The 24,953-nt window shown below is 70.7% G+C and carries 25 protein-coding genes; 10 read left to right on the top strand and 15 right to left on the bottom strand.

Annotated features, from left to right (window positions below; all coding sequences use genetic code 11):
• The first annotated feature begins 44 nt into the window (after positions 1-44).
• A complete protein-coding gene (locus tag ABDZ89_RS13405) occupies positions 45-584 on the top strand; it encodes a DUF7974 family protein (RefSeq protein WP_343779943.1) in 540 nt (179 codons plus the stop codon).
• A gap of 27 nt (positions 585-611) precedes the next feature.
• Here ABDZ89_RS13405 and ABDZ89_RS13400 read toward each other — a convergent pair whose 3' ends face one another.
• The 3 genes from ABDZ89_RS13400 to ABDZ89_RS13390 are packed head-to-tail and all read right to left on the bottom strand — an operon-like array spanning position 612 to position 4,437.
• Complete coding sequence (locus ABDZ89_RS13400) at positions 612-1,913, bottom strand: oligopeptide/dipeptide ABC transporter ATP-binding protein (RefSeq protein WP_343779940.1); 1,302 nt, start codon at positions 1,911-1,913, stop codon at positions 612-614.
• Positions 1,910-3,235 (bottom strand): ABC transporter ATP-binding protein, encoded by a 1,326-nt coding sequence (locus ABDZ89_RS13395; protein ID WP_343779937.1) that lies wholly within the window; start codon positions 3,233-3,235, stop codon positions 1,910-1,912. Before ABDZ89_RS13395 ends, ABDZ89_RS13400 begins: the two co-directional genes overlap by 4 nt.
• On the bottom strand, positions 3,235-4,437 hold the full coding sequence (locus tag ABDZ89_RS13390) for an ABC transporter permease (RefSeq protein WP_343779934.1): 1,203 nt from the start codon (positions 4,435-4,437) through the stop codon (positions 3,235-3,237). Before ABDZ89_RS13390 ends, ABDZ89_RS13395 begins: the two co-directional genes overlap by 1 nt.
• A gap of 194 nt (positions 4,438-4,631) precedes the next feature.
• On the opposite strand from ABDZ89_RS13390, the gene ABDZ89_RS13385 reads away from it, so the two are divergent.
• Positions 4,632-5,660, top strand: coding sequence for an ABC transporter permease (locus ABDZ89_RS13385; protein WP_343779932.1), 1,029 nt, complete (start codon positions 4,632-4,634; stop codon positions 5,658-5,660).
• Between the two features lie 37 nt (positions 5,661-5,697).
• On the opposite strand, the gene ABDZ89_RS13380 is transcribed toward ABDZ89_RS13385, so the two are convergent.
• Positions 5,698-6,708, bottom strand: a complete 1,011-nt coding sequence (locus tag ABDZ89_RS13380) for a DUF8054 domain-containing protein (protein ID WP_343779930.1) — start codon at positions 6,706-6,708, stop codon at positions 5,698-5,700.
• Between the two features lie 91 nt (positions 6,709-6,799).
• Here ABDZ89_RS13380 and ABDZ89_RS13375 point away from each other — a divergent pair, with 91 nt between their 5' ends.
• On the top strand, positions 6,800-7,480 hold the full coding sequence (locus tag ABDZ89_RS13375) for a DUF7384 family protein (RefSeq protein WP_343779927.1): 681 nt from the start codon (positions 6,800-6,802) through the stop codon (positions 7,478-7,480).
• Between the two features lie 25 nt (positions 7,481-7,505).
• Positions 7,506-8,495 carry an HhH-GPD family protein gene (locus ABDZ89_RS13370; protein ID WP_343779924.1) on the top strand — a complete coding sequence of 330 codons (990 nt, stop codon included), beginning with the start codon at positions 7,506-7,508 and terminating at the stop codon, positions 8,493-8,495.
• Between the two features lies 1 nt (position 8,496).
• Here ABDZ89_RS13370 and ABDZ89_RS13365 read toward each other — a convergent pair whose 3' ends face one another.
• The gene (locus tag ABDZ89_RS13365; RefSeq protein ID WP_343779922.1) at positions 8,497-10,677 is read right to left on the bottom strand and encodes a heavy metal translocating P-type ATPase; all 2,181 of its coding nucleotides are present in this window, start codon (positions 10,675-10,677) and stop codon (positions 8,497-8,499) included.
• Between the two features lie 135 nt (positions 10,678-10,812).
• Positions 10,813-11,241 (bottom strand): universal stress protein, encoded by a 429-nt coding sequence (locus ABDZ89_RS13360; protein WP_343779919.1) that lies wholly within the window; start codon positions 11,239-11,241, stop codon positions 10,813-10,815.
• A 241-nt stretch (positions 11,242-11,482) separates the two neighbouring features.
• Here ABDZ89_RS13360 and ABDZ89_RS13355 point away from each other — a divergent pair, with 241 nt between their 5' ends.
• Positions 11,483-11,881, top strand: a complete 399-nt coding sequence (locus ABDZ89_RS13355) for a DUF5778 family protein (protein WP_343779916.1) — start codon at positions 11,483-11,485, stop codon at positions 11,879-11,881.
• A gap of 28 nt (positions 11,882-11,909) precedes the next feature.
• The gene (locus ABDZ89_RS13350; protein WP_343779915.1) at positions 11,910-12,560 is read left to right on the top strand and encodes a CocE/NonD family hydrolase; all 651 of its coding nucleotides are present in this window, start codon (positions 11,910-11,912) and stop codon (positions 12,558-12,560) included.
• A gap of 42 nt (positions 12,561-12,602) precedes the next feature.
• On the opposite strand, the gene ABDZ89_RS13345 is transcribed toward ABDZ89_RS13350, so the two are convergent.
• The 8 genes from ABDZ89_RS13345 to ABDZ89_RS13310 form a co-directional block, all read right to left on the bottom strand.
• Positions 12,603-13,847 carry a glycosyltransferase family 2 protein gene (locus ABDZ89_RS13345; RefSeq protein WP_343779914.1) on the bottom strand — a complete coding sequence of 415 codons (1,245 nt, stop codon included), beginning with the start codon at positions 13,845-13,847 and terminating at the stop codon, positions 12,603-12,605.
• A 337-nt stretch (positions 13,848-14,184) separates the two neighbouring features.
• Complete coding sequence (locus ABDZ89_RS13340; protein ID WP_343779912.1) at positions 14,185-14,712, bottom strand: hypothetical protein; 528 nt, start codon at positions 14,710-14,712, stop codon at positions 14,185-14,187.
• A 5-nt stretch (positions 14,713-14,717) separates the two neighbouring features.
• Positions 14,718-15,047, bottom strand: a complete 330-nt coding sequence (locus ABDZ89_RS13335) for a transcription factor S (RefSeq protein ID WP_343779910.1) — start codon at positions 15,045-15,047, stop codon at positions 14,718-14,720.
• Positions 15,048-15,403: 356 nt separating this feature from the next.
• Positions 15,404-16,495, bottom strand: coding sequence for a putative sulfate/molybdate transporter (locus ABDZ89_RS13330; RefSeq protein ID WP_343779908.1), 1,092 nt, complete (start codon positions 16,493-16,495; stop codon positions 15,404-15,406).
• Positions 16,496-16,583: 88 nt separating this feature from the next.
• Entirely contained in the window at positions 16,584-17,210 is a 627-nt protein-coding gene (locus tag ABDZ89_RS13325) for a DUF8135 domain-containing protein (protein ID WP_343779906.1), read from the bottom strand.
• On the bottom strand, positions 17,207-18,169 hold the full coding sequence (locus tag ABDZ89_RS13320) for a hypothetical protein (RefSeq protein ID WP_343779904.1): 963 nt from the start codon (positions 18,167-18,169) through the stop codon (positions 17,207-17,209). Before ABDZ89_RS13320 ends, ABDZ89_RS13325 begins: the two co-directional genes overlap by 4 nt.
• 111 nt (positions 18,170-18,280) lie before the next feature.
• Positions 18,281-19,117 carry an RAD55 family ATPase gene (locus ABDZ89_RS13315; protein WP_343779902.1) on the bottom strand — a complete coding sequence of 279 codons (837 nt, stop codon included), beginning with the start codon at positions 19,115-19,117 and terminating at the stop codon, positions 18,281-18,283.
• 31 nt (positions 19,118-19,148) lie between these two features.
• The gene (locus ABDZ89_RS13310; RefSeq protein ID WP_343779900.1) at positions 19,149-20,219 is read right to left on the bottom strand and encodes a beta-ribofuranosylaminobenzene 5'-phosphate synthase family protein; all 1,071 of its coding nucleotides are present in this window, start codon (positions 20,217-20,219) and stop codon (positions 19,149-19,151) included.
• 165 nt (positions 20,220-20,384) lie between these two features.
• Here ABDZ89_RS13310 and hemC point away from each other — a divergent pair, with 165 nt between their 5' ends.
• From hemC to ABDZ89_RS13290, 4 genes are all read left to right on the top strand, one after another.
• Positions 20,385-21,548 (top strand): hydroxymethylbilane synthase, encoded by a 1,164-nt coding sequence (hemC, locus tag ABDZ89_RS13305; RefSeq protein WP_343779898.1) that lies wholly within the window; start codon positions 20,385-20,387, stop codon positions 21,546-21,548.
• A complete protein-coding gene (gene cobA / locus ABDZ89_RS13300) occupies positions 21,541-22,440 on the top strand; it encodes a uroporphyrinogen-III C-methyltransferase (RefSeq protein ID WP_343779895.1) in 900 nt (299 codons plus the stop codon). The genes hemC and cobA overlap by 8 nt, the downstream gene beginning before the upstream one ends.
• Positions 22,437-23,207, top strand: coding sequence for a uroporphyrinogen-III synthase (locus tag ABDZ89_RS13295; RefSeq protein WP_343779893.1), 771 nt, complete (start codon positions 22,437-22,439; stop codon positions 23,205-23,207). Before cobA ends, ABDZ89_RS13295 begins: the two co-directional genes overlap by 4 nt.
• Before the next feature lie 261 nt (positions 23,208-23,468).
• On the top strand, positions 23,469-23,873 hold the full coding sequence (locus tag ABDZ89_RS13290) for a hypothetical protein (RefSeq protein ID WP_343779892.1): 405 nt from the start codon (positions 23,469-23,471) through the stop codon (positions 23,871-23,873).
• Between the two features lie 77 nt (positions 23,874-23,950).
• Here the strand turns inward: ABDZ89_RS13290 and ABDZ89_RS13285 are convergent, their stop codons facing one another.
• On the bottom strand, positions 23,951-24,949 hold the full coding sequence (locus ABDZ89_RS13285) for a DUF4382 domain-containing protein (RefSeq protein ID WP_343779890.1): 999 nt from the start codon (positions 24,947-24,949) through the stop codon (positions 23,951-23,953).
• Positions 24,950-24,953: the final 4 nt, after the last annotated feature.

Below are 24,953 nucleotides of genomic sequence, written 5' to 3'. Positions count from 1 at the left end.
CCCCGGGCATAACACTTTATCGGCGCCCTCGCGTACGGAGGGTAATGCGTCGCATCTACGAATCGGACGCGCTCCATCGCGATGACGACGAGTCGCACGCCCCGACCGAACGGGATCGGGAGACGGCGCTCCAGTCGCTGCGATCGGTTCCCTCGGGGTCGCTGAGTGACCTCTTCCTGCCCGCGAGTCTCCGGCACCGCTTCATTTCGGTCGAGGTGTCGACGCCGAGCGAGGAGTACGAAGCCGGAGACCTGATCCCGTTCACCGTGACGATGCGCAACCGCCTCCCGATCCCGGTTTCGCTGGCGACGGAGTCCCCGCTGTTGTGGGAGTGGTCCGTCGACGGCGACGTCGAGGCGTCGAGCGTCCCGCTGCGGGACCCGCCGGACGAGCCCGGAGAGTTCAGGTTCGACCGCGGGGAGCGCAAGGAGTTCCGCAAGCGCTGGGACCAGATGTTCCGCGTGGCCGACGCGGAGTGGGAGCCCGCCACGCCCGGCGAGTACACCATCGGCGCCGCGATCAACACCGGCGACGCCGAGGCGAAGGGGCTCTCTGCGGAGACGACCGTCCGGATCGTTCGCTGACGCGCGGTCGGGCCTGCTTCGCGGCGACTATCTCTCGCGGTCCGTCCCGCCGTCCGCGACCGGCGGCGCTTCCGTCGTCGGATCGTGTCGCAGGCACGCGACGGTGCCGCCCGTCTCGCGTTCGACCGCGGTCGGCGACTCCCGCTCACAGCGCGTCGGGAACGCCTCGTCGAGCGTCGCCGCGGCGGCCTCGGCGTCGCCGGCCGCGAGCGACGCGGCAGCCTCCACGACCGCCCGCTCGGCGTCGGGGTCCGCCAGTTCGCCCTCGAGGCCTACGGCCCGTCGAACGTCGGTCGGGGCCACCGCGTCGGCGTCCGTCGTCCCCGGCCCGTCACCCACGGCCTCGGGCGGCAGTTCGTCCGCGCGGACCGCGAAGCGGAACGCGGCGACATCGCGCCACGTCTCGTGAGAGAGGTCGAGGTCGACCGCCGGGATCACGGCCGGACACCGAGGGTGGAAGCGACAGCCGGAGGGCGGGTCGCTCGGCTCCGGAACGGTGTCGGTCAGCGGCCGTCCGAGCCGCCGGTCGGTCGGGTCGAGCGAGGGGATCGACGACCGGAGCACCCGCGTGTACGGATGGTCCGGGTCAGAGAGCACGTCGCGTGCCCTCCCCCGCTCGACGAGTTCTCCGAGGTACATCACCGCGACCCGGTCACAGAACCGCTCGACGACGCCGAGGTCGTGACTGACGAACAGGATCGCAACGTCGAACTCGCGCCGGATCCGGTCGAGGAGGGCGAGGATGTCCGACCGCACCCGCGCGTCGAGCGCGCTCGTCGGCTCGTCGGCGACGATCAGGTCGGGGTTAGTCACCAGCGCGCGGGCGATCGAGATGCGCTGCTTCTCCCCGCCCGAGAACTCGTGCGGGTAGCGGTCGGCGTCGTCCTCGCCGAGTCCCACTCGCTCCAGCACGTCGGCGACGATCGCCTCGCGGCGGACCCGGTTGATCCCGTGGACCCGGAGCGGCTCCGCGACGCTCTCGCCGACGCGCATCCGCGGGTCGAGCGCGTCGTCCGGGTCCTGAACGACGAGCTGCGTGCGCCGCCGGAACGAGCGTTCGGCGTCGCCGGACAGCTCCGAGACCAGGTCTCCGTCGAACTCGACGGTGCCGCCCGTCGGCGTCTCCAGTCCCAGCAGCGTGTGTGCGACCGTCGTCTTCCCGCTACCGGACTCGCCGACCAGCCCGAGGGCCTCTCCCCGTTCGAGCGCGAAGCTCACGCCGTCGACGGCGCGGACGCGGCCGACCTCGCGACGGAGCCAGCCCCGGGTGATCGGGTAGTGCTTCTCGAGGTCGCGCACGACACAGAGCGGGTCCGACTGGCGGCTCATCGGCGGTCACCTCGCTCTGCGGTGTCGCGGTCGGCGTCTCTCCCCCGTCCGTTCCGGTCCCGGCGGTCGCTCGCCGCGAGCGACGCGGCGTGTGCTCGGATCTCGCTCGCGTCGCCGTCTGGCGCGTAGTGGACGCAGGAGGCGACGTGACGGTCGGCCTCGGCGGCCACCGCCCTGAACGAGGGCTGTTCGCCGCCGGCACACGCCTCGACGGCGTACGGACACTCCTTCCGGAAGCGACAGCCGTCAGTCGGAACGTCGCCGCGGGCGACGGACTCGTCGGCGGGAGCGTTTCCGCGGGCGACGGATTCGTCGGCCGGAGTGTTTCCACGGGCGACGGGCTCGTCGGCCGGAGCGTTTCCACGGGCGACGGACTCGTCGGCCGGAGCGTTTCCGCGGCCGTTGTCCGTCGGACTGTTTCCGCGGACGACGTGATCGTCCGCGCTCCGAGCCCTCGCGGGACCCCCGACGCGGCGGTCCGTCCCGTGACTGTCGAACAGCGCCTGCGTGTACGGGTGCGCGGGGTCGGCGAACACCGACTCGACCGGGCCGCGCTCGACGACCGTCCCGCCGTACATCACGACCACGCGGTCGGCCGCGGCGGCGACCACTCTGAGGTCGTGGGTGACGAGCAGTAACCCGGTTCCGCCGTCGCCGAGTTCGCGGAATAGGTCGAGCAGCCGCGCCTGGACCGTCACGTCGACGGCCGTCGTCGGCTCGTCGGCGATGACGAGGTCCGGATCGGCCGCCAGCGCGGTCGCGATGGCGACGCGCTGTTGCATCCCGCCGGAGAACTCGTGGGGGTAGTCGTCGGCCCGGCGGTCGGCCCGCGGGATCCCCACGCGGCGGAGGAGGTCGACGGCGCGCTCGCGGGCGTCGGCCCGCGAGACGTCCTCGTGGATTGCTATCGGCTCGGCGACCTGCTCGCCGACGGTGTACACCGGATCGAGGGCGCGCGACGGGTTCTGGAACACGTGTCCGATCCGCCGTCCCCGAACCGCGCGAAGTTCGCTGTCGGGAACCGAAGAGAGGTCGCGGCCGTCGAAGGCAACCGATCCGCCGACGATTTCCGCCGGCGGTTGGGGAACGATGCCGGTGAGCGACTCGCAGGTGACGCTCTTGCCGCTGCCGGACTCGCCGACGAGACAGACGGTCTCGCCGCTGTCGACGTCGAAGCTCACGCCGTCGACCGCGAACAGCGGACCGTCGTCGGTGTCGATCCGCGTCCGGAGGTCCCGCACCGAGAGGAGCGGGTCCTCTTCGGTGGGCTCGTCGGAAGCGGCGTTCGCCCGCCCTTCGTCCGGCTCTGGGTGCCGGGCCATCAGCGGTCACCCCGCGGGTCGAGCGCGTCGCGGATCCCGTCTCCCAGCGTCTTGAGCGAGAACAGGGTCGCGGTCAGCGCCAGCGCCGGCAGCGTCGAGACCCACCAGACGTCGGCGGCGGGCACGTCGGCGCGGCTCTGTAGCTGGCCGGCGACCGCGGCGTTTGTCGCCTCGCTTATCGTCGACCCCCACGAGTAGGTGCCGAGTTCGTGGAATCCGAGGAAGGCGATCCCCGCCTCGATCAGGACGAAAAGCGCCAGTAGCTGGAAGGCGGCCGGAACGAGCGTGTTCGTGCTGTTCGGGAGAACGTGGCGGCGTGCCACGTCCCACTCGGAGGCGCCGAGGCTCCGCGCGACCAACACGTAGCCGTCCTCGCGGCGCTGGATCACCTCGCTGCGGACCAGTCGCGCGATCCCGCCCCAGCTCAGGAGGCCGAAGGTGGCGAGTAACAACAGGAGCGACGGCCCGTAGTACGTGTAGCCGACGAAGTACAGCAACACCGCGGGGAGACTCAACTGGACGTCGACGTACGCCGACAGCAGGTCGTCGACGCGCCCGCCGCGGAACCCGGCGACGACGCCGACCGCCGCCGCGAGCGGGACGACGAACGCGGCGGCGATCACGAGGAGGTACGCCGCCACGCGAGCGCCCTCGACGAGGAGGAACCCGAGCGGGTGTCCCCGTTCGTTCGTACCGAGGGGGTACTCCCACGATCCGTGACAGACGCTGTCGAAGGGGCCGCCGGTCACGGTGCCCAGACACTCCTGTGGCGGGACCGTGCTCGCGAACCCGACCGGCGGATGGAAGGCGTGTTGAAACCGGATGGAAGAGGCGCCGGCGAGCGGTCCGACTATCCCGACCGCGAGCAGCGCGAGCAGGAACGCCGCGGCCGCCGTCGGGGCCGGGCGCGACCGGAGGAGCGAGAGCCACGAGTCCGGGGAGTCGACGCGTCGCGCGAGCGGGACGAGGCCGTACGCGGCGATCAGGACCGAGGCGGCCGCGAACAGCCAGTCGATCGCGGCCGGCTGCCAGCGGCCGACGAGGAACGGGTCGGCCGACGTTCGGTTGTACGCGTACAGTCCGCCGACGAGGGCGGCGCCGAGGAGCAGCGTCGCTCGCTCGGTTGTCGCGACCGTGCGAGACCGTTCGACGTTGTCCCAGTCGACGTCTTCGAATCGGGGAGGGGAATCGTCCGATCGCATAGAGCGGGGGAACTACGTTCTCATTCGCCGACGACAAGTTAAAACCACCCGCCGCGGCGGCCGGCGTCGACCCCCGAGGGTCCCGAGAACGGTCGCCTCCGGGGAGACGCGTCCGATGGCTCGAACCCGTCCGGTGGCTTGATGTGGATTCGGACGGGTTGTTTCCCCGTGTCGGTCCGCCCCATGCCGCTCCGATGCCCTCCGAAACGGTCGATTTCGGTCGTCGAAACGAGCCGCCCCGCGCCGAACCAGCCGACCTCCCGTCGACGACGAGGTCAGCGGGGATGAACCCGCTCCGGATCCTCGCGAAGCGCGCGCTCATGGGGGTCGCCACCGCGTGGGTCGTCCTCACGGCGGTGTTCGGACTGTTCACCCTCACGCAGGACTGGGTGCTCCAAGGGCAGATCGGGGCCGCCCGGTTCGCCGGGGAGAACGACCCCGAAGTGCTCGCGGAGATCCGCGCGGAGTACTTCGCCGCTCGCGGGTTGGACCGCCCGCTCACGGAGGTGTACGCCGACTATCTGGGCAGGATGGTCACGCTCGAGTGGGGAACGTCGCTGGGCGGTGACGCCGTCTTCCCGCTGGTCACCGACGCGGTCGTCCGGACCGCGACGTACGTCCTCCCGGCCCTCGTGATCGCCGTCGCCGTCGGCGTCGGGGTCGGGACGTACGCGGCGTTGAACCCCGACGGGCGGCTCGCGTCGGGCGGAATCGGCGCGGCGTACCTGCTGTTCGCGCTCCCGAACTTCTGGATCGGCGGACTGCTCTACTCGCGGACGCTCGGCGACTCGACCGCCGCGTCGCCGCTGCTGTACGACCACCTGCTCCCGATCGCGTTCGCCGCCGCGACGCTGCTCGGCGGGTACGTCAGCTACTCGCGGGCGCACTCGCGTGAGTACGCGAGCGCCGACTTCGTCTCGCTCGTCCGGGCCAAGGGCGCCTCGGACCGCCGCGTGGCCGCTCACGTCCTCCGGAACGCGGCGATCCCGTTCTTCTCGATGCTGTTCACCGAGGCGCTCGGGCTCTTGGTGCTCGCGACGTTCGTGATCGAGGTGCTGTTCGGGATCGAGGGGTTCGGCCTGCTGCTTCTGGACGCGGTCGAGAACCGCGACCTCCCCGTCTTGCTCGGCGGTACCGTGGTCATCATCTGGGTCGGCGTGATCGGGAACGTCGTCCAGGACCTCGCGTACGGGTACCTCGATCCGCGGGTCGACATCGGATAGGTCCCGCGAGCTCGACGAGAACAGAAAGAACCAGGACTCAGGGCGTGATACCGGTCGATTCGGCGTCGCGGCTCACTTCCTTCGGGTCCAGTTCGAGGACGTGTTCGCCGCAGTCGTCACACCGGATCGCGACGACCTCGTGAGCCAGACAGCAGGACTCGACGGTGTCGGCCGTCGACACCAGTTCGCCGCCACAGGCCGGACAGGTCTCGTGGAACGACCGGAGCGACTGGAGGATGGAGAGCCGCTGTGCGGACGGCACGTCGAGCCACCGGTCGGTGCGGTCCGCGAGCGCGAGGTGAGAGGCGACGTCGGAGAGGAACGCGGCGTCGCCGGGCCACTTCCGGATGCGCCGCCGGACCGTGATCGCGGGGTACGAGCGCCCCTCGAAGGTCACTTCGTCGGGCTCGACGCCGAACATGGCCGCCAGCGTCTCGCGGTCGACCGCGTCGCGGTCGATGTCTGCGACCGTCTCGGCGACGCGGTCCGCGAACGCGGGCTCGAACGCCAGCTGCTCCGGCCCGTCCGTCTCCTCGACGACGCCGACGTCGAGGAGGAACGAGACCGGGTCCACCGCGTTCTCACGGCGGTTCTCGATCCGCTCGACGGTCTGGAACTCGTACTCGTCGTCGTCGGTTCCGGCGTCTGCGCCCTCATCGTCGCCCGCGGCGGAACGCTCCGACTCGCCGGTCGAACCGGGGGCCTCGTCGTCGCCGACCGCGGTCTCCTCGGTGACGACCGTCGGCTCGCCGCCTTCCCAGCCGTCGCGGGGGCCGTCCGGCGTCTTGCCGAACGCCGCGAGCACCGGCTCCGGGAGGTACCGCTGCGTGAACTCCGGCGTTCCGGGAATCAGGTACCCGCGGTAGTAGATGCTCACCATCGAGGCGGTGAACACCGCGAGCGCCGAGATCGGTCCGAGGACGGCGGCGACGAGCGTCAACACCCCGGCGATGGCGACGTTGAGCACGGTACACGGCACGCATCGGTTCTCGCCGGTGTACTCCGGTCGCTTGAGCCGTTCCAGCAGGGATTCGTCACGAGAGCTCATACCAGCACCTGTGGCCGGAGCGGTAAAAACGGGCGTCATCGCGGTGGTTCGGGCCGCAAGGACGATACGCCCGCGGCGACGACCGACGAGCATGACCTTCGGCGACCTGTTCGACCGCGCGGCCGCGAGCGCCGGCGATCCCGACGAGGCGGCCGTGCGACGCGCGCTCGACGAGGTGCGGTCGGCGCCGACCGAGGACGACGAACCGACCGATGACGACGACCCGACCGAGGACGACGAGCCGACCGGCGACCTCGCCGCCGACCCCCCAGACCCCAGTCCGGCTCGCGTGGTCGCCGACGCCGACGCCCTCGCGGCCGACCTCCTCGTCGGCGGGGCCGCCCGCGAGGGGCTCGACGCGCTGCGCTCGCACGCGTGGACGACGCTGCTCGCGAGCGACCGGCTCCTCGACGACGCGGAGGCGGTGATCGCGGCGCTCTCGGACCCGGAACTGGCGGCCGACTGGCGCGACGCGGCCGAGGCGTGGCGGGAGCCGGTCGCACAGCCGCCGGGCGACCATCCCGCGCTGGCGTCCGCGTACCGGGGCGGCGCGATGCAGATCGTGAGCCTCGACCCCTCGCTGACCGGGCCGGGGGCCGCCGCCGGGCTGCGCGAGCGTCTGCCCGTGAGCGTTCGGGAGCCGCGCGCGTTCGCCGCGGTGTTCGACCCCGCAAAGCTCTACCCGGACGCGGTCGGCGGCGAGTACCCCGGCCCCGACCGCGACCCGCGGACCATGGCGCCGGTCCGCACCGACGAGGAACAGCACCGATAAACCGTCGCCGGCCCGACCGACGAACATGACCGAGCCGGACGGGTCCTCCTCGGATGCCGACGCCGACGGCGCCCCCAGCGAGGGCGACGCCGGCGGCGGGTCGCCCCCCGACGAACCGGAGCTCCCGGACGACGTCGACGCGGTCCGCGAGGCGCTCGTGGCGTGGTACGAGGCCGACCACCGGGCGTTCCCGTGGCGTCGCACCGACGACCCCTACGAGATCCTCGTCAGCGAGGTGATGAGCCAGCAGACGCAGCTCGACCGGGTGGTGTCCGCCTGGGAGGACTTCGTCGACGAGTGGCCGACGACCGCGGCGCTCGCGGGGGCCGACCGGGCCGACGTGGTCGCCTTCTGGTCGGACCACTCGCTGGGGTACAACAACCGCGCGAAGTACCTCCACGAGGCGGCCGGACAGGTCGAGTCCGAGTACGGCGGCGCGTTCCCCCGGACGCCCGACGAACTACAGGAACTGATGGGGGTGGGGCCGTACACCGCCAACGCGGTGGCGTCGTTCGCGTTCAACGACGGGGACGCCGTCGTCGACACCAACGTGAAACGCGTCCTCCACCGCGCGTTCGACGTGCCGGACGACGACGACGCGTTCGCCCGGGTCGCCTCGGCGCTCATGCCGGACGGCGAGTCCCGGGTCTGGAACAACGCGATCATGGAACTCGGCGGCGTCGCCTGCGGGAAGTCCCCGAAGTGCGACGAGGCGGGGTGCCCGTGGCGCGAGTGGTGTCACGCCTACCAGACGGGCGACTTCACCGCGCCCGACGTGCCGGAGCAGCCGAGCTTCGAGGGGAGTCGCCGCCAGTTCCGCGGGCGGATCGTCCGACTGCTCGGCGAGCACGAGGAGATGGCCCTCGACGCGCTCGGCCATCGAATCCGGGTGGACTACGCCCCCGACGGCGAACACGGCCGTGAGTGGCTTCGGGGGCTCCTCTCGGACCTTTCTGCGGACGGCCTCGTCCGAGTCGAGAGCCGGGACGATCAGACGACCGCCCGACTCCGGTAGCTCACTTCCGGTACCCGAGCAACCGAAGCCCGTTCAGCGAGACGAGGACCGTCGATCCCTCGTGGCCGACGACTGCGAGCGGGAGCGGAATTCCCCTGAGGAGGATCGCGCCGACCATGAGCGCGATAGCGCCGAACGCGACGGCGAGGTTGACCGTGAGCGTCCGACGAGCCTTCCGCCCTAATCCGAGGACGTACGAGATCTTGCTGAGGTCGTCGCCCATCAGCACCACGTCGGCGGTTTCGAGCGCGACGTCCGTCCCTGCTCCACCCATCGCAACGCCGAGCGTCGCCGTGGCCAGCGCCGGCGCGTCGTTGACGCCGTCGCCGACCATCGCCACGTGCTCGTGTCTCCTGACCAGCGCTTCGATGGTCGCTACCTTCTCTTCCGGCAGCAGTTCGGCCTGTACTTCGTCGATGCCGACCTCGTCGGCGATCTGCCGTGCGACGCGCTCGTTGTCACCGGTCAACATGACGATGTGCTCGACCCCGAGCGAGCGGAGGTCGTCGATCATCTCGGCGGCGCCCGGTCGAACCGTGTCAGTGAACGCGAGCCAGCCCAACACCGTGGTGTCGCCGCCGCGCGCCCGGGCGACGAGGACGCTCGTTTTTCCCTCCGCCTCCAGTGTTCGGAGTCGGTCGAGACCCGGTTCGATACCGTCGATCGACGCGTCTCCGAGCACGGTCTCGAAGTAACTGCGATTCCCGATGTGGACGGTTCCGTCTCCGACGTCGGCTCGAACCCCCTTTCCGGCGACCGACTGGAACCGCTGTGCGCTCGGCACCTCCAGGGACTGCGCTTCCGCCGCCGTCACGGTCGCGTGAGCGAGATGGTGCTCCGACCGGGCTTGTACCGCGGCCGCGAGCGAGAGCAGGTCGTCGTCGGTCGAGACCCCGCCGGCCGCGCCTTCACGGACGAACACGTCGGTCAACTGCGTGTCGCCCCGCGTGAGCGTCCCCGTCTTGTCGAACGCGACGGCGTCGATGTTCGCGGCCGCCTCGACGTGTTCGCCGCCCTTGAAGAGGACACCCTGTCTGCCGCCGGAGGCGATCGCCGAAAGGACCGCCGCCGGCGTCGAAATGATGACCGCACACGGCGAGGCGGCGACCATCAGCGTCATCGCACGGTAGAACGTGCCGGTGAACTCGCCGCCGAGCGCGAGCGGAATCGCGATCGCCGCGATCGTGAGCGCGAACACGCCGAGGACGTACGGTTGTTCGAGGCGGTCGATGAGGCGCTGGGTCGGGGCCTTCTCGCTTTGGGCGCGTTCGACCATGTCGATGAGACGCGTGATCGCCGACTCGTGGGCCTGCCGCGTGACTTCGATTTCGAGGCTCCCGCTTTCGTTGATCGTCCCGCCGAACACCTCGTCGCCACGTACCTTCGGTACGGGCACCGACTCGCCGGTGAGCGAAGCCTGATCGACTGTCCCCTCGCCGGACGTGACGGTACCGTCGAGCGGGATTCGGTCGCCGGGGCGGACGACGAACACGTCGCCGACCGTGACCTCATCGATGGGGACGGTGACTTCCTGCCCATCGCGTAGTACCTGCGCCTCGTCCGGTCGCATCTCGACGAGGGACTTGATCGCCCGCCGCGAGCGCCCGATCGCGTAATGCTGTAGCGTGTTCGACAGCGAGAACAGGAAGAGGAGCATCGCGCCCTCGAACGGCGCTCCTATCGAGAGCGCACCGAGCGCGGCGATGATCATCAACAGGTCGATGTCGACGGCGCGGTGGCGGAGCGTCTCGATTGCGCCCCTGAGTCCGTACCAGCCGCCGAAGACGTATGCGACGCCGTAGCCGGCCCACAACAGCGGTGTCGGTCCGTTGAGCCACTCCGTCGCTAGGCCGGTCACCATGCCGACGAGAGTCAGGCTGACGAACACTGCCTCCCGCCTGAGTTCCGATCGGGAGCTCCCGTCGTCGGTTGCTGGCTCGGCGTCCGCTCGGACCGCGACGTTACGATCACGGACCGCTTGTCTGAGCGTTTTCTCCGAGGTGGCGCTCTCGTCGTAGGTGATCCGGACGCTTCCCGTCCGAAACGAAACCTCGACGTCGCGGACGCCGGGAGCGGTCCGGAGCCGTCGTTCGAGGGCCCGTGCGCCGGCTTCACCCCGACCGCCTCGACGCTCGATCCGGATCGTACACGTCGACGGCGGGGCCGGTTCAGTTACTGTCACGCGTTCCCTCCCGACGGGTAGCGCGTGTCTCACGAGGGCTGTACGGCGACAAGTCGTTGTCTGGTCGTCTATGGACCGGTATTTTCATCGACAGCGCACCTGTTGTGTTGATACCGCTTCGCCGGTCGAAACGGGTCATCGGACGATCGTCACCGGAATCCGTGCTCGGCGGGTAACGGCCTCGGCGACGCTCCCGAGGATCGCACGGCCGACGCCTGATCGGCCGTGGCTTCCCATGACGATCTGATCGATGTCGTGTTCCTCAGCGTATCTGACGATCTCTCGTGCCGGTTTCCCGACTCCGGTGACAGTCTCGAGTTCGATATCGTGATCTGCTGCGAGAGTTCTGGCAGTCGTCTGGATGGCAGTTGCTCGCTCTTGGGCGTCGTCGTACCACCCTTCGGCGACGGGGAGACCGCCGGACTCGACGTCCGCTATCGAGTCAATCGGGTTGATGACGTACGTCGCGACGATGGTCGCGTTCAGGAAGTTCTCGACAGCGTATGTGAGGGCACGCTCGGAGGGAGGAGATCCGTCGAACGCGACGAGAACGCTGTCAGGCATACGAACGGACTACAGTGTGGGTCGCCATGAGTGCACTGGACACGGAGCGTTTCGTCTCGGTGGTCCACGACGCCGCAGAGAGTAGGAGTCGGTCTCTCCCGCTCGTACTGCGCCGGTGAAGCAGGCGGTCACCGAATCGGACGAAGTGGACCGTGAATTCGCGCTCCGTGTTTGCGGGACCTCGTTCCGGCCCGCCGCGGGAACCGTCACCCGTTTATTACGGGAGCGGGAAAGATCGGGTATGAGCGAGACCGTCGACGCGGACCTGTACGCCCGCACCAAAGCCCTGCTTGAGCCCGGCGACATCGAGCTGGCGGGCTGTATCGTCCACACGGACCTCGACGGCCAACAGGACCTCGAGATGCACGAGCTGACGGTCGCCGCCAACGAGGTCATCGCCGACCACGCGGAGAAGGGCGAGACGTACATCGAAGCGGGCAACGACGACACGGAGTTCGCGTCGAACCAGTTCCAAGGGCTGACCCTCGACGACGAGTCGTTCGTCTGGGAGTGCCAGCAGCTGCTCCGCGACGGCGCCTTCGACCTCGTGTTCTATTACGAGGCGGACGTCGATCAAGAGGCGCTCGCGGACGACCTCGCGGCCCTCGGCAACGTCGACCGCGTGACGCAGGTGCCCTGAGCGGGCCGGACGAGACGCCACCACACCCGTGAGCGACACCGTCCTGATTCCCGGCGGCCGCGACGTGCGCGCCACCCTCGACACCGCCGCGAGCGACGGCGGTGGCGACGCCACCGGGAACGGCTCCCGCGCCGACGCGGTCGTCGTCGCCTGTCCGCCGCACCCGCAACAGCGGGGCCACCGCGGCGACGAGCGCCTCACGGCCGTGAGCGACGCCCTGACCGACCGCGGGATCGACTGCCTCCGGTTCGACTACGGGGACTGGGACGAGGGCTACGGGGAGACCACCGACGCGGACGAGGCGGTGAGGTGGGCGCGCGACCGCTACGACCGCGTCGGGCTGTTCGGCTTCTCGTTCGGGGGGACGGTCGCGCTCGTTACGGCCGCGTCGCGACCCGGTCTCGCAGGCGTCTGCGCGCTCGCCCCGACCGCGCGGCTGAACCCCGACGTCGACGCGGTCGAAGCGCTCGGCGAGGTCGTCGACCACGGGGTGCCGGTTCGCGTGCTGTACGCGACCCGCGACTCGACCGCCGACTGGGAGCCCGTCGTCGAGCGGGCGACCGAACTGGGCGTCGAGACGGTCGCGTTCGAGTCGGACCACTTCTTCGTCGGCCGAGCGGGGCGCGCGGGAGAAGCGGTCGCCGAGTTCTTCGCCCCGCGACTGCGCGGCGACTCGTGAGTTCGGTCCGCGAACGCGGATCAGGGCCGCCTCGCGGCGGGATCAGTCGCTCCCGACCTTCGTCGTCACCCGGAACGTCTCCGGCGGGTTGAGGATGCCCGCGACCGTCCCCATCGAGTGAACGACGGTGATGAGCGGCGCGAGCGGGACCGCGAGCGCCCAGTGACGGTGGTCGTCGCCGTAGTAGTGGACGCCGAGCAGGAACCACCCGAGGGTACACAGCGCCAGTCCCATCGACGCGGCGAAGAAGAGGCCGCTGTAGACGATGGTCACGCTGAGCAGCGACAGCGGGACGACGAGCAGGGTGACGATCGGCGAGAGCGCCCACGCGTAGTTGCGGACCCGCGTCAACAGCTCGTAGCGCAGCGGCAGCATCGCCGACGCCTGAACGTTTCCGGCCGCCCAGCGGCGGCGCTGCTGGAGGATCTCGTACAGCGAGGGGGGCGCCTCGTTGCGACAGACCGCGTCCGACAGCGCGAACGTCACGTCGAGCTCACGGAAGGCCGCCCAGACGAAGGCGGTGTCCTCGACCAGCGTCTCGCGGTCCCACGTCGTCCGCTCTTCGACCTCGGTGCGGACGGCGATGCCGCCGCCCCAGGCGAAAAGCGGGATCGAGAGCCGCGCGAACGCGCGCTGTTCGAGCTGGACGCCCATCCGGTAGACGTCGGCGAGGTAGCTGAGGTTCGAGTCCGTGCGACGCGGCTTCTCGCGCAGCTGGACGATGTCAGCGTCAGGAAGGCCGTCGAACGACTCGACGACGCTGTCCTCGTCGAGGTAGAGGACGAACTCCTTCCGACAGTCCAGCGCCTGCCGCGCCCACTCCTGTGCGCGGCCCTTCCGGACCGCGTGACACGAGAACTCGTCCGGGACGGCGTGAACCGTCGCCCCGCGCGCGTCGATGGGTGACTCCGCGATCACGTGAACGTCGTCGAGCCCGTCGGGGAGCGAGTCGACCGTCTCCTGAACGACCTCGGCGGCGTCGACGGTCATGATCCGGACCTGTACCTCGTCGAGGCCGTACTCGTTCGGCGGCGTCTCGTGGCCCGCGCCCACGACGGTCGTGAGCACGAACCAGACGAGCGCCGTCGCGCCGAACAGGAGCGTCACGCCCCAGAGCGCGACCCCGAACAGCGATCCGAGTCCGCCGTCGGTGACGACGGTGGTCGCCGACGCCTGCCCGGGGGCGCCCCCGGGGCCGGAGACGACGGTCGGTGCGAGCAGCGTCGCGACCCCGCCGACGACGAGCGCCAGCGTGACCGCGACCAGTGCGATGCGTTCGGTGTTCATCGTGCCCCGACCTCTCTCGTCGAGCCCTATGAACCGGCCAAACGCTACAGCGGAATTCAGTCGTGTTTGGGCCGGATTTACGCCCTTAATCTCGACCGATTCAGATAAATCGGCTGACGGAACTGCTATGGTGATAGTTGACATTCACACTGACACCGAATGACTCGATCGGGGGCGACTTCGGGTTCGACCCGGGCGATGGCGTCGCGCGCACCGGACCGCTACGTCACATTCGACTATCTTTGCGCTGCTCTCGGTGCGGTCGAAAAAGAGGAATGAGAGGGGTTCATCAGGGAGTCGGAGGGGCTCGGAGATGCTCGAACTGGGGCGGGGGCGCTCACCGGAGGTCGTCGATCAGCTCCGCCGCCATCCGCTCGCCGCGGGCCGGGTCGTACCCCTCCATCCTGAGATGCGCCAGCGGCGCCACGTACGGGTTCCGCTCCCAGTGGGCCCACACCTCGGTCGAGCCGTCAGGGGCGGGGAACAGCCGGACGTGGACCTGCCAGTCGCCGGTGAGCCCCTCCGGGCGGTGGACGAAGCTGCCGACCTCGTGAATCAGGTCGCCGTCGCGCTCGTACGCGTGGAAGTACGCTCGGACCAGCTCCGAGAAGCCGTGTTCGGGGAGCCGGTCGCGGGTCTCGGCCGGCGTCGTCGGGAGCGTCCCGGCGTACTCGTCGGCCGGCGGCGGTAACACCCGGACGTGGTCCGGGGCCCCCTCGTCCGGCAGCAGCGCGAGCAGTTTGCCGACGGCGAGCCGGAGCCGCCAGAACCCCAGCGCGCGGCCGAGGAGGAACGCGGCCGGAAGCGTCACCGCGAGTGTGAGGAGGGCCTGCGGCGTCCGGCTCGTGCGCCCGTTGCCGGCCATCGGCGTCAGTTGTACCCCCGCCAGCGGCGGCCGCACTCCTTACACTTGAAAAAGCGGGTCGGCGGCTCGTCGGCGGCGCCGGTCTGTTTGATCGTGTACCACGCCTCGCCGTGACCGCACTCGTCGCAGACGACGTCGGTGGCGGTCGGTTTCCCCTCGAAGTTGGCCCCCTCCTCCGTCTCGATCACCTCGTCGCCGGTCTGTTCCGTCGTCGACTCGAAGGCGGCGGCGAGCGTCTCGTCGCGCTCGGTCGTGGCGCCGCAGTCGTCGTTTTGGCACACCATCTCTCCGTCGCGAGAGACCATCATCGAGCCGCAGTCGTCACAGAACTGCATATACTCGTTCGGTACGTGGTTGAGCGGTTTAGGTTCGGCGGGTACGGTCGAATACGTCGCGTGAGGTGATGGATTCGTATCCCGAGATCTCGGTGTCGTCGGGTAATCGCCGGCGAACACCGCCAAAGCCCCAGCCGATTGCTTATGAATGGGTGTCAGTAGATCGGCGGAGAACTCCTCCAAAGCCCCAGCCGCGAGGGCCGCCCCGCACAGCACCGCACCTCACGCCTCCCCAGCCTCGTCGGCCTCCCTTCGGTCGGCCGACTCCCTCGCGCGTGCTGGCTCGCGGCCTAGCGGCCGCTCGCAGGCACACGCCACCGCATCCTGTTTATAACTGGTCTCCTCCCACTGACCCGTTATCCGCCGATCCGCTCCCACGCGAGGTGTGCGGCGATCCCGACGAGGAACGCGACGCCGAGGTTCGTCGCCAGCGCGAGCAGCCCGATCCCGACCGAGAGCGCGCGGTTCCCGGAGTCGGTGACGTTGCGCGCGAGCGAGACGGCGACGACCGCGAGCAGCGCGCCGAGCATCGCCAGCGGGAACGCCGCGATCACCGCGGGCGTGGCGAACATGGCGGCCGCGAGGTAGCCGACGCCCAACACGACGTTCGCGCCGCCGGTGCGCGCGCCGAACGCGTGCTTGCCGGCCACGCCGTCGCAGCCGTGACACATGGGAATCCCGCCGAGCGGCACCGCGATCAGGTTCGTCACGCCCATGCTCGTCGACAGTTCGTCGGGCGTGACCTCGGCGTCGAGCAGGTCCGAGAAGAGGAGCGCGGTCGCCAGCGCGGCGTTCCCGATGGTCATCGCCAACTGCGCGACGACGCCGTCGAGCGTGGCGCGCGTGGGGGCCGACCCGAACGCCGGCGTCGGCGGCGTGCCGGGCAGTCGCGGCGTCGGCAACCCGGCGACGACCAGCGCGCTCGCGACCCCGACGGCGGCGACGACCAGCGCGCTCGCTTTCCCGTGCCCCGCGAGCGCGAGCGCGGCGGCGATTGCGACGCCGACGAGCGCCACCGCCGGGTCGTCGACCGCGAGTCCGACCCCGGTCTCGAAGAGGACGAGCCCCACCGCAAACTGGACCCCGCGGACGACCGGCTCGCCGATCCAGCGCTCGACGCGCGCGAGCGTCCCCGTCAGTCCGATCGCGAGAAGGGCGACACCGAGGATCACGCCGGCGAGCGCGAGTTCGGCGTAGGTGAGCGCGCCCGCGATGGCGAGCGCGGCCAGCGCCTTCATCGGCTCGACGGACACCGGCAGTCCGTACCGAACTCCCCAGACGATCTGGAACGCGCCGAACGCGGCGAGCGCGTGCGGCAGCGACACGTCCGTCAGCAGCGCCAGCGCGACGACGAGCGGGACGACCGTAATCGAATCCCCTACCGCGCCGGTGACGGCTCCCGACCCGAACTCGACCGACCGACTCCCCTTCGATGCGGGCCGTATCACGAGACGCGCGCCCTTTCGTCCGAGCGCGCTTGAACGTGTTCAGCAATCGCTCGGACCTACGGGAACGCTTGCGAGAAACCGCTTCCGGTTACTCGCCGTCGAACGCGGGGTCGTTGGCCTCGACGATCGGACAGTTCCGGACCCGGAACCGCGAGAAGTCGACCGACTCGACGATATCGGTCCCCTCGTGGGTACACGCCGTCTCCGGCGGCTCCGCGAAGTGCGGGCACTGCTGGCAGTAGCTCCGCTTGTCGATCACGCGTTCGTCGCCGGCCTCCGGGGGCCCCGCCGCCCCGGGGAACCGAGTCGACGCGTCGGCGGCCGCGCCGGCCTCGTGGTCGTCGAACGTCCCCGCGTCGGCGCCGACCGAGCCCTCCTCGTCGAGCGCGTCCCACACGTCCTCATCGCCCACGTCGCCGACCTCCATCGACTCGAAGGGATCGCCTCCGTCCGCGTCGCCGGCGTCGGCGTCCAGTTCGGCGAACGGGTCCTCGTCGGTCGCGGCCGGCGCCGGGTCCGCCCGATCGGCGGCGTCCGTCGATCGGCCGAGGCCGAGGTCGTCCGAGTCGTCGCCATCGTCGAAGCCGGTTTCCTCGAGGCCGGTTTCGTCACCTAGATCGCCGTCGTCGACCCCGTCGCCGAGCGCCGCGAAGGGGTCGTCGACCTCGTCCGAGTCGGGCGCTTCGAACTCGTCGTCCGGCTCGTCGTCGCTCATCGGCGGTCGCCGTCCGCGCCGCCGTCGCTCGCGGCGGCGTTGTTCGTGTCGGTCGGGTCTCGGGCCTCCGCGCCGTCATCGGAGACGTCGCCGTCGATCGCCGGGCGGTCCCCGACGAGCAGTCGCGACGTGCCGAGAAAGCCCGTGTTCGGCTCTAGATCTTCGAACCGGTGTCCGCAGTGGGGGCACTCCGGCGTCGACAGCAGCCCCAGTTCGACGCCGCCGCCGCAGTGGTCGCAGTCCGCGCTCCGCACGCCGTGCCGGTTCGCGGTGCGGGTCAGCGCGTCCACGCGCTCCCGGTCCGCGCGGTCGCGCTCGGCCGCTTCGAGCCGGCGTTTGACCTTGACGACCGCGTTCGCGACCCGCGAGAGCTTGTCGTCGACCTCGGTCAGCCCCTCCGTGGATATCTCGTCGAGGTCGGACTCGACGCTCGCGACTCGCCGGTCCATCTCGTCGACTCGGCCGCCGACTGCGTCGACGCGCTCGTCGACGCCGTCGAGCCGGTCGCCGACCACGTCCAGTCCGTCGAGGCGCGCGTCGATCGCCTCGATCCGATCGCCGAGGTCGTCGACGCGGTCCGCGGACGCGGCGTCGGCCGCCGTCGCGTCGAGGCGGTCCAGACGGGACGAGACCCCCTCGAGTTCGTCGGCGAGTTCGTCGAGACGAGCCGCGGTCTCGTCCGCGGTTTCGCTCGCCGCGCCCGCGTCGGCCGATTCGAGCGACTCGACCTCGCGGTAGAGGTCGATGAACCGCTCGCGGAGGTCGCCGACCTTCTCGTCTAGCTCCTCGTCGAGGTCGTCGAGCCGCGATTCGATGGCCGCGACCTCATCGGCGTCGGGGACGTCGACCCCCTCGGACTCCGCGAGCGCGACGATAGCGCGCTTGAGGAGTTCCTCACGGGTCACGCCGGCCTCATCGGCGGCCGCGTCGAGAGAGGCCACCGGGTCGAGGTCACTCATCGCGGTTCCTCCGTCATCTGTGCGACGTTAAGTGGCGAGGGTTAAGTAACCTGTCGCGCCGTTCTCCGAATCGATACTCGGCGGCGACCCGACCGGAGCCCGGAGCGCCCGCTACCGGATCTTGCGAACGTCGCTGATGTCGAATCCGCCCTCGTGGATCTCGGTCTCGAAGCGAACGATGTTCTCCGCCTCCAGCCGGGAGAGGACGCCGCGGAACTCGCGAACGAACATCGTCCGGGCCCGCTGTGAGCCGCCGCTCTCCCAGCTGAATTGGAAGGTCCCGCCGGCCGCGTCCATCAGGGTGCCGAACTCGCGGTCGCTGATGGAGTCGACGTTCACCAGCACGAGCACGAGCGCGTCCCACTCGTAGGCGGCCTTCTTCAGCCCCTTCATCACCATGGCGACGTCGCTCCACTCGGTGTCGTCCGAAACCATCGAGACGAGGTCGGTCACCGAGTCGATACAGACGAGGCTGCCTCGTCCGTGCTCGGAGAGGTAGTCTCCGAAGGCGGTGAGTACGTCCTCGTACTCGCCGCGGTCGCCGAGCTCCGTTATCGAGGTCGTCTCGGTCTCGTACCAGTCTCGCGGCACCGGCGACAGCTGGAAGTACTCGGGCGAGAGGTCACGAAACGATATCTCGTCGACCGCGGCGTCGACTATCTCGTCGGCCATCGTGTACTCCATCTCCCGAGTGATAGCGCCGGTGTCGGCGGTGAAAGAGATGTAGTGGACCGACTCCGGAAGCTCGGCGCCGGGGTCGATGTCGCCGTAGTAGAGGTCGAACAGCTCCTCGTCGGCGCGCGCCAACGCGTTCATCGCCGCACTGGTGTAACAGAACTCTCGGGCGCCCGCGCCGGACTCGCCCGCGAGCAGCACGACGCTGCCCGGCGGCGCCCCGCCCCCGAGGATCGAGTCGAGGCGCGCGACTCCGAACGGTAGACTCGACATGTCACACACCGGGTGGTGGCGGGGCTTAGTGTTACCCCTCGTCGCCGCCCGTCGTCACCCGCGCTCCCCCGTTCGCCGCTCGGACCACCGAGACCGACCCGGCGACGCCCGCCTCGTCGAGGGCTCGCTCCCCGGCCGCGGCCGCCGCGTCCGCGTTCGCGGCGTCGGTGACGCCGTAGACCGTCGGTCCCCACGAGGACTGACCCGCGCCGAACACCGCCGACTGCTCCGACAGCGAGGCCACCACGTCGCCGACCGGCGGGCGGTACACGCCGCCCTGCTCGTCGGCGTACCATGCGCCGTTGAGCCGACCGATCTCGGCGACCGCAGCGCCGAACGCCTCGGCGTTCCCGGTCGCGACGGCCGGGAGGACACGTCGGGTGACGATCCCGCCGATCCGATCGGCGAGCCCGGGGTCCGCGCGCTCGACCGCGGTCCGCATCGCGTCGTCCTCGGCGGCCCCGCTCCGCCCCGGCTCCGCGGCCGGTTCGACGAGGAGGAACCGCCAGTCGTCCGGCACCGCGTGGCGCGCGGCGACCGGCGGAACCGTCCACTCGCCGTCGGCCGGTCTGTCGGTGGTGAACCGCGCGGTCGGGTGGCCGGCGTCGAGGACGAACCCGCCCGCCTCGAACGTCGCGACGCCGATCCCCGAGCGGCCGCCGCGCCCCATCGTCGGCGCCCGCTCCCTGACCCGAGCCGGTTCGCCGTGGGCGCTCGCGACCGCCGCGAGCGTCGCCGCCGCGAGCTGGGTCCCGCTGCCGAGCCCGGCGTGTCGCGGGAGCGACTCGCGGACCGTGACGCGGGCGCCGTCGACCCCGAGCGCCTCGACCGCGAACCGGGCGTACTCGCGCGCGTCGGCGGCGATCGTGGCCGCGTCCGAGTCGCCGGAGCCGTCCGGGGCGCCACGCTCCGAGCCTCCCCGGCCGCCCGCGCCGCCCGCGACGTCCGCGACCGAGACCGTCACGCCGTCGGCCGGCTCAGCGTCGACGACGACCCGCGGGTCCGCGAGACTGACCCCGAGGGCGCCGTAGAGGCGCTCGTGCGAGAGGCTGAGGTTACAGAAGCCGAAGTGGAGCCGCGCCCCGGCGCTCGCGCGTGTCATCTCGCCCGTCGCTTCGGGGCGGAGTGATAAAGGGGGCGTGACCGTGGCGGGAGTTGCCTCGGAAGCCGTAGGCCCGGCGCACAGGGTCGGACGAGCACGTCGCCGTAGCGGTGGCCGAGGCGACCGAACTGGTGCGCTTTTGAACGCGGGGGCCTGAGTCCGCGTATGACCGAAACGCTCAGGCTCGCTACCCGCGGGTCGGACCTGGCCCTCCGACAGGCCGAGACCGTCCGCGACGCGCTGTCGAGCCGGCGCCGCGACGTGGAACTCCGGCAGGTGGAGACGCGCGGCGACCAGATCCCCGACGAACTGATCCACCGCCTCGGAAAGACCGGCGCGTTCGTGCGCGCCCTCGACGAAGAGGTACTCGCCGGCGACGCCGACCTCGCGGTCCACTCGCTGAAGGACCTCCCGACCGAGGAGATGGACGACCTCGTCGTCGCGGGCGTCCCCGAGCGCGCCCCCTCGGGAGACGTGGTCGTTCACCCGGACGGGCTCGGCATCGACGACCTCCCGTCCGGCGCCGTCGTCGGGACCGGCTCGCTCCGCCGCGGCGCGCAGATCCGAGCCGCGAGGCCCGACCTCACCGTCGAGCCGATCCGCGGAAACGTCGACACGCGGCTGGAGAAGCTGCTCGCCCCCGGGCTCCAGGCGGAACACGAGCGGCGGCTGATCGCCTCCGGCGAGGCCGGCGCGCTGACCGCGGAGGGTGACGGGGACGATGCCGACGACGCCGAGACCGACGCGGACGAAGACGAGGGCGAGGAAGTCGACGAGGAGTTCGACGAGAGCGTCGAGGAGTGGTTCGACTCGCTGTCGGACCTCGAACGCGCCGCGATGGAGCGGAGAGTCGAGACCGAGTACGACGCGGTCGTCCTCGCGGAAGCGGGGCTCCGGCGTTCGAACCTGTTCCACGAGGTCGAGACCACGCGACTCCCGCGCGAGGAGTTCGTCCCCGCGGCGGGGCAGGGAGCCATCGCCGTCACCGCGAGCGACCCCGACGTGATCGAGACGGTCCGCGAGGCGGTCGACCACCCGCGGACCCGCGTTGCCGTCACGGCCGAGCGAACGGTGCTGAGCGAACTCAACGGCGGCTGTATCGCGCCGATCGGCGTCTCCGCGCTCGTCAAGGGCGAACACGTCCACGTCCGGGCGCGGGTGCTGTCGACGGACGGGACCGAGGAGGTGGCCGACACCCGCGACCTGCCGATCCGGTCGCACGCGACGGCGGCCGCGGAGTTCGCCGCGGATCTCGCTGACCGCGGCGCCGCCGACCTGATCGCCGAGGCCCGCGAGGAGTCGGAATCGGAGGCGGGGGCCGATGACTGAGGGCGGGACGGGTGCCGGCCCGGGAGCCGGCGCGGACGAGCCGCCGACCCGCCGACGCGACGACGGCGTCGGCACCGTCTTTCTCGTCGGCTCCGGGCCGGGCGACCCGGACCTCCTCACGATCAAGGCGAAGCGCCTGATCGAGTCGGCCGACGTTGTCCTCCACGACAAGCTTCCTGGCCCGGAGATCCTCGGCGAGATCCCCGAGGCGAAACGCGAGGACGTGGGGAAACGCGCCGGCGGCGAGTGGACGCCACAGGAGTACACCAACCGGCGCATGGTCGAGCTGGCGGAGGACGGCAACCGCGTCGTCCGGCTGAAGGGCGGTGACCCGTTCGTCTTCGGCCGCGGCGGCGAGGAGGCGGAACACCTCGCCGAGGCGGGGGTCCCGTTCGAGGTCGTGCCCGGCGTCACCTCGGCGATCGCCGGGCCTGCGGTCGCCGGCATCCCGGTGACCCACCGCGACCACGCCTCGTCGGTCTCGTTCGTCACCGGCCACGAGGACCCGACGAAAGACGAGTCCGCCGTGAATTGGGACGCGCTCGCGGCGACCGGCGGAACGATCGTCGTGCTGATGGGCGTCGGAAAGCTCCCGGCGTACACCGCCGAACTCCGCGACGCGGGGCTCGACGGCGACACCCCGGTCGCCCTGGTCGAACGCGCCACCTGGCCCGACATGCGCGTCGCGACCGGCACGCTCGACACCATCGTCGACGCGCGCGACGAGGCGGAGATCGAACCGCCCGCGATCACGGTGATCGGCGACGTGGCCGCGACCCGCGATCGCGTCGTGACCTTCCTCGAGAACGCCGGCTCGGCGCCCGTCCAGTCCGCGAACGAGGGAGGAGAGGCCGACGGGGACGGAGACGACCGTCGAGGTGACGGCGCGTGAGCGACGGCGGCCCCCCGAGAGTGGCCGTCTTCCGCCCCGACGACGAGCGGATCGAGGCGGCGGTCGATCTGCTTCGCTCGCTCGGCGCGGAGCCGGTGCCCGACCCGATGCTCGAAGTCGAGCCGACCGGCGCCGTCCCCGACGACGCGCCCCTCGTCGTCCTCACGAGCAAGACGGGGGTCGAGCTGGCGGCCGAGGCGGGCTGGAAGCCCGGCGACGCGGACCTCGCCGCCATCGGCCCGGCGACCGCCGCCGCGGCCAGTGAGGTCGGCTGGACCGTCGACGTCGTCCCCGACGAGTACACCTCCGAGGGCCTCGTCGCGGCGCTCGCGGACCGCGTCGCGGGCACGCGCGTCGTCGTCGCCCGCTCCGACCACGGCAGCGACGTCCTGCTCGACGGGCTCCGCGACGCCGGCGCCGACGTGACCGAGACGGTGCTGTACCGGCTCTCGCGGCCGACCGACGCGGGCGACTCGGCGGAGTTGGCCGCGGCCGGCGACCTCGCCGCGGTCGCGTTCACCTCCTCGCTGACCGTCGAGAACTTCCTCGCGGCGGCCGCCGACCGCGGGGTTCGCGACGAGGCGCGAGCGGGACTGGCGGACGCGGTCGTCGGAGTCATCGGACCGCCGACGGCCGAGACGGCCGCCGACAGGGGGATCGAAGTCGACGTCGTCCCGGACGAAGCGTCCTTCGAGGCGCTCGCGACCGCGGTCGTCGAGGCGCTCGACGTCGAGACCGCGGAGACGCTCGACGCAGACGAGGAGTGACGCGTCGACGACGGGACGCGGCGCACTTCGCCCGCGCCGTCGTCGGGATCAGACCCATCAGCGGAGAGGTAAGTAAGACGGCGCGGACGCCGCCGGCGGTTCTCTCGACGAGAAACGGAGTGGTTCCTCGCTCCGTTCGGCCCGTGAACGCGTTCGTCCGCCTCTCGGCGACGGGTGCCCGTCGCTCTGACGCCGCGACCAGTTACTAACTCTGATATTTTGGGCCGCGGATTTATAATCGAGAATATGATAGCTGGTGGCATGGAACCGAGCGAGCGCTGGCTGCTGCGGGTCGAGGGGGACGTCCTTCTCGTCGAGTTCCCGCACGGAACCGGGCTGAGTCCCGCCGCCAGCGAGGCGCTGCTCGATCGGTGGCGGAACGTGGCCACCCCCGACCAGGTCGACGCCGTCGTGATTATCGTGCGGACGAGTCGGCCGTGTTCGGACGCCGGCCGGCGGGCGCTCCGGGAGTCGGCGCAGATCGCCGTGGCCCGCGGCGTCGAGCGCTTCGCCGTCGTCGGCGAGCGTTCGAAGCGGCGATTTCTCAAACGGACGATAGACGTCGAGGATATCGAGGTAGAGGCGTTCAACGACCCGTCCACCGCCGCGACGTGGGCGTCGTCCGGCGAGCCCGGTTCGGCGCCGTCGGTCGAATCCACGCTGTGACCGCGGCGGGCTCGGACGGACGTTCTCGATAGTACCGCGCGACGCGGACCGACGGGTCCGTCGGAGCGTCGGCGTCGCTAACTGCCGTCCCCGTCGGTCTCGGCGGTCTCGTTGCCGGCGTCATCGTCGTCCGACCCACTCTCATCGGTGTCGTCGCCGTCGTCGCTCGACTCGTCGCCATCGGTCTCCGCCGCTTCGTCGTCCTCGTCATCGTCGTCGATCTCGTTGACCTCGACGTCGCGCCCGGCGACCCCGCTCCCGGAGATCACGGGCTTGAGGATGTAGCCGTTGTTCGGGCCGCGCTTGACGACGTTGATGTCGAAGACGAAGCTGACAGATCCGTCGGGGGTGACCTCGAACCCGTTCGTGATCTGGAGCTTCTCGCTGGGGAGTTTCACGTCGACCTCGCCGCCGTCGACGATACCCTGAACGGCGGAGACCTCGAGTTCGATCTTCTCGTAGCTGCCCGCCGGGATCTCGCCGTCGAACACGGCGATCGCGTCGTCTTCGATCACCTGTGTCAGGTCGACGGTGGCGTCTTCGAGGTCGACGACGGTGTAGCCGCGGCTGCCCTCCGCGTCGTCTTCCTCTTCGGTCTCCGAGTCGTCGTCTTCGCTTTCGACCTCCTCTTCTGCGTCGTCCTCCGTGTCGGTCTCGTTGCCCGTGGGGTCGTCCTCCGTGTCGGTCTCGTTGCCCGCGGCGTCCGACTCGTCGTCGTCAGGGCTCTCAGTGTCCTCGTCGGCCTCGCTGTCCTCGTCCTCCCCTTCGCCCCCGGACTGGAACACGCGGGCCTCGTCGAGGGTGACGTCGAGCCGGTCGAAGTCGGCGATGTCCGCCGGGGCGTCGCTGATGAGCAGTCGGAAGCTCCCGGTGGTCACGTCGGCGTCGTCGGTCCCGTCGGACCCGCCCGAGCCGTCCGAGCCGTCCGGCGAGCCGGAGCTCCCGCCGCCGGCACAGCCGGCGAGCATCGTCGCGCTCGCGCCGGCGCCGAGTGCCACGAACTCTCGTCGTCCGAATCGGTCGGCGGGGTCGTCGTGAGTGCGGTCGTCGTTCGTCGTCCGCGATCGGTCCGTCATGGTG

The sequence above is a fragment of the Halorubrum ejinorense genome (assembly GCF_039522565.1).
GTDB lineage: Archaea > Halobacteriota > Halobacteria > Halobacteriales > Haloferacaceae > Halorubrum > Halorubrum ejinorense.
The sequence above is the reverse complement of the archived record's forward strand: the minus strand, read 5'-3'. Positions and strand labels throughout refer to the sequence as shown.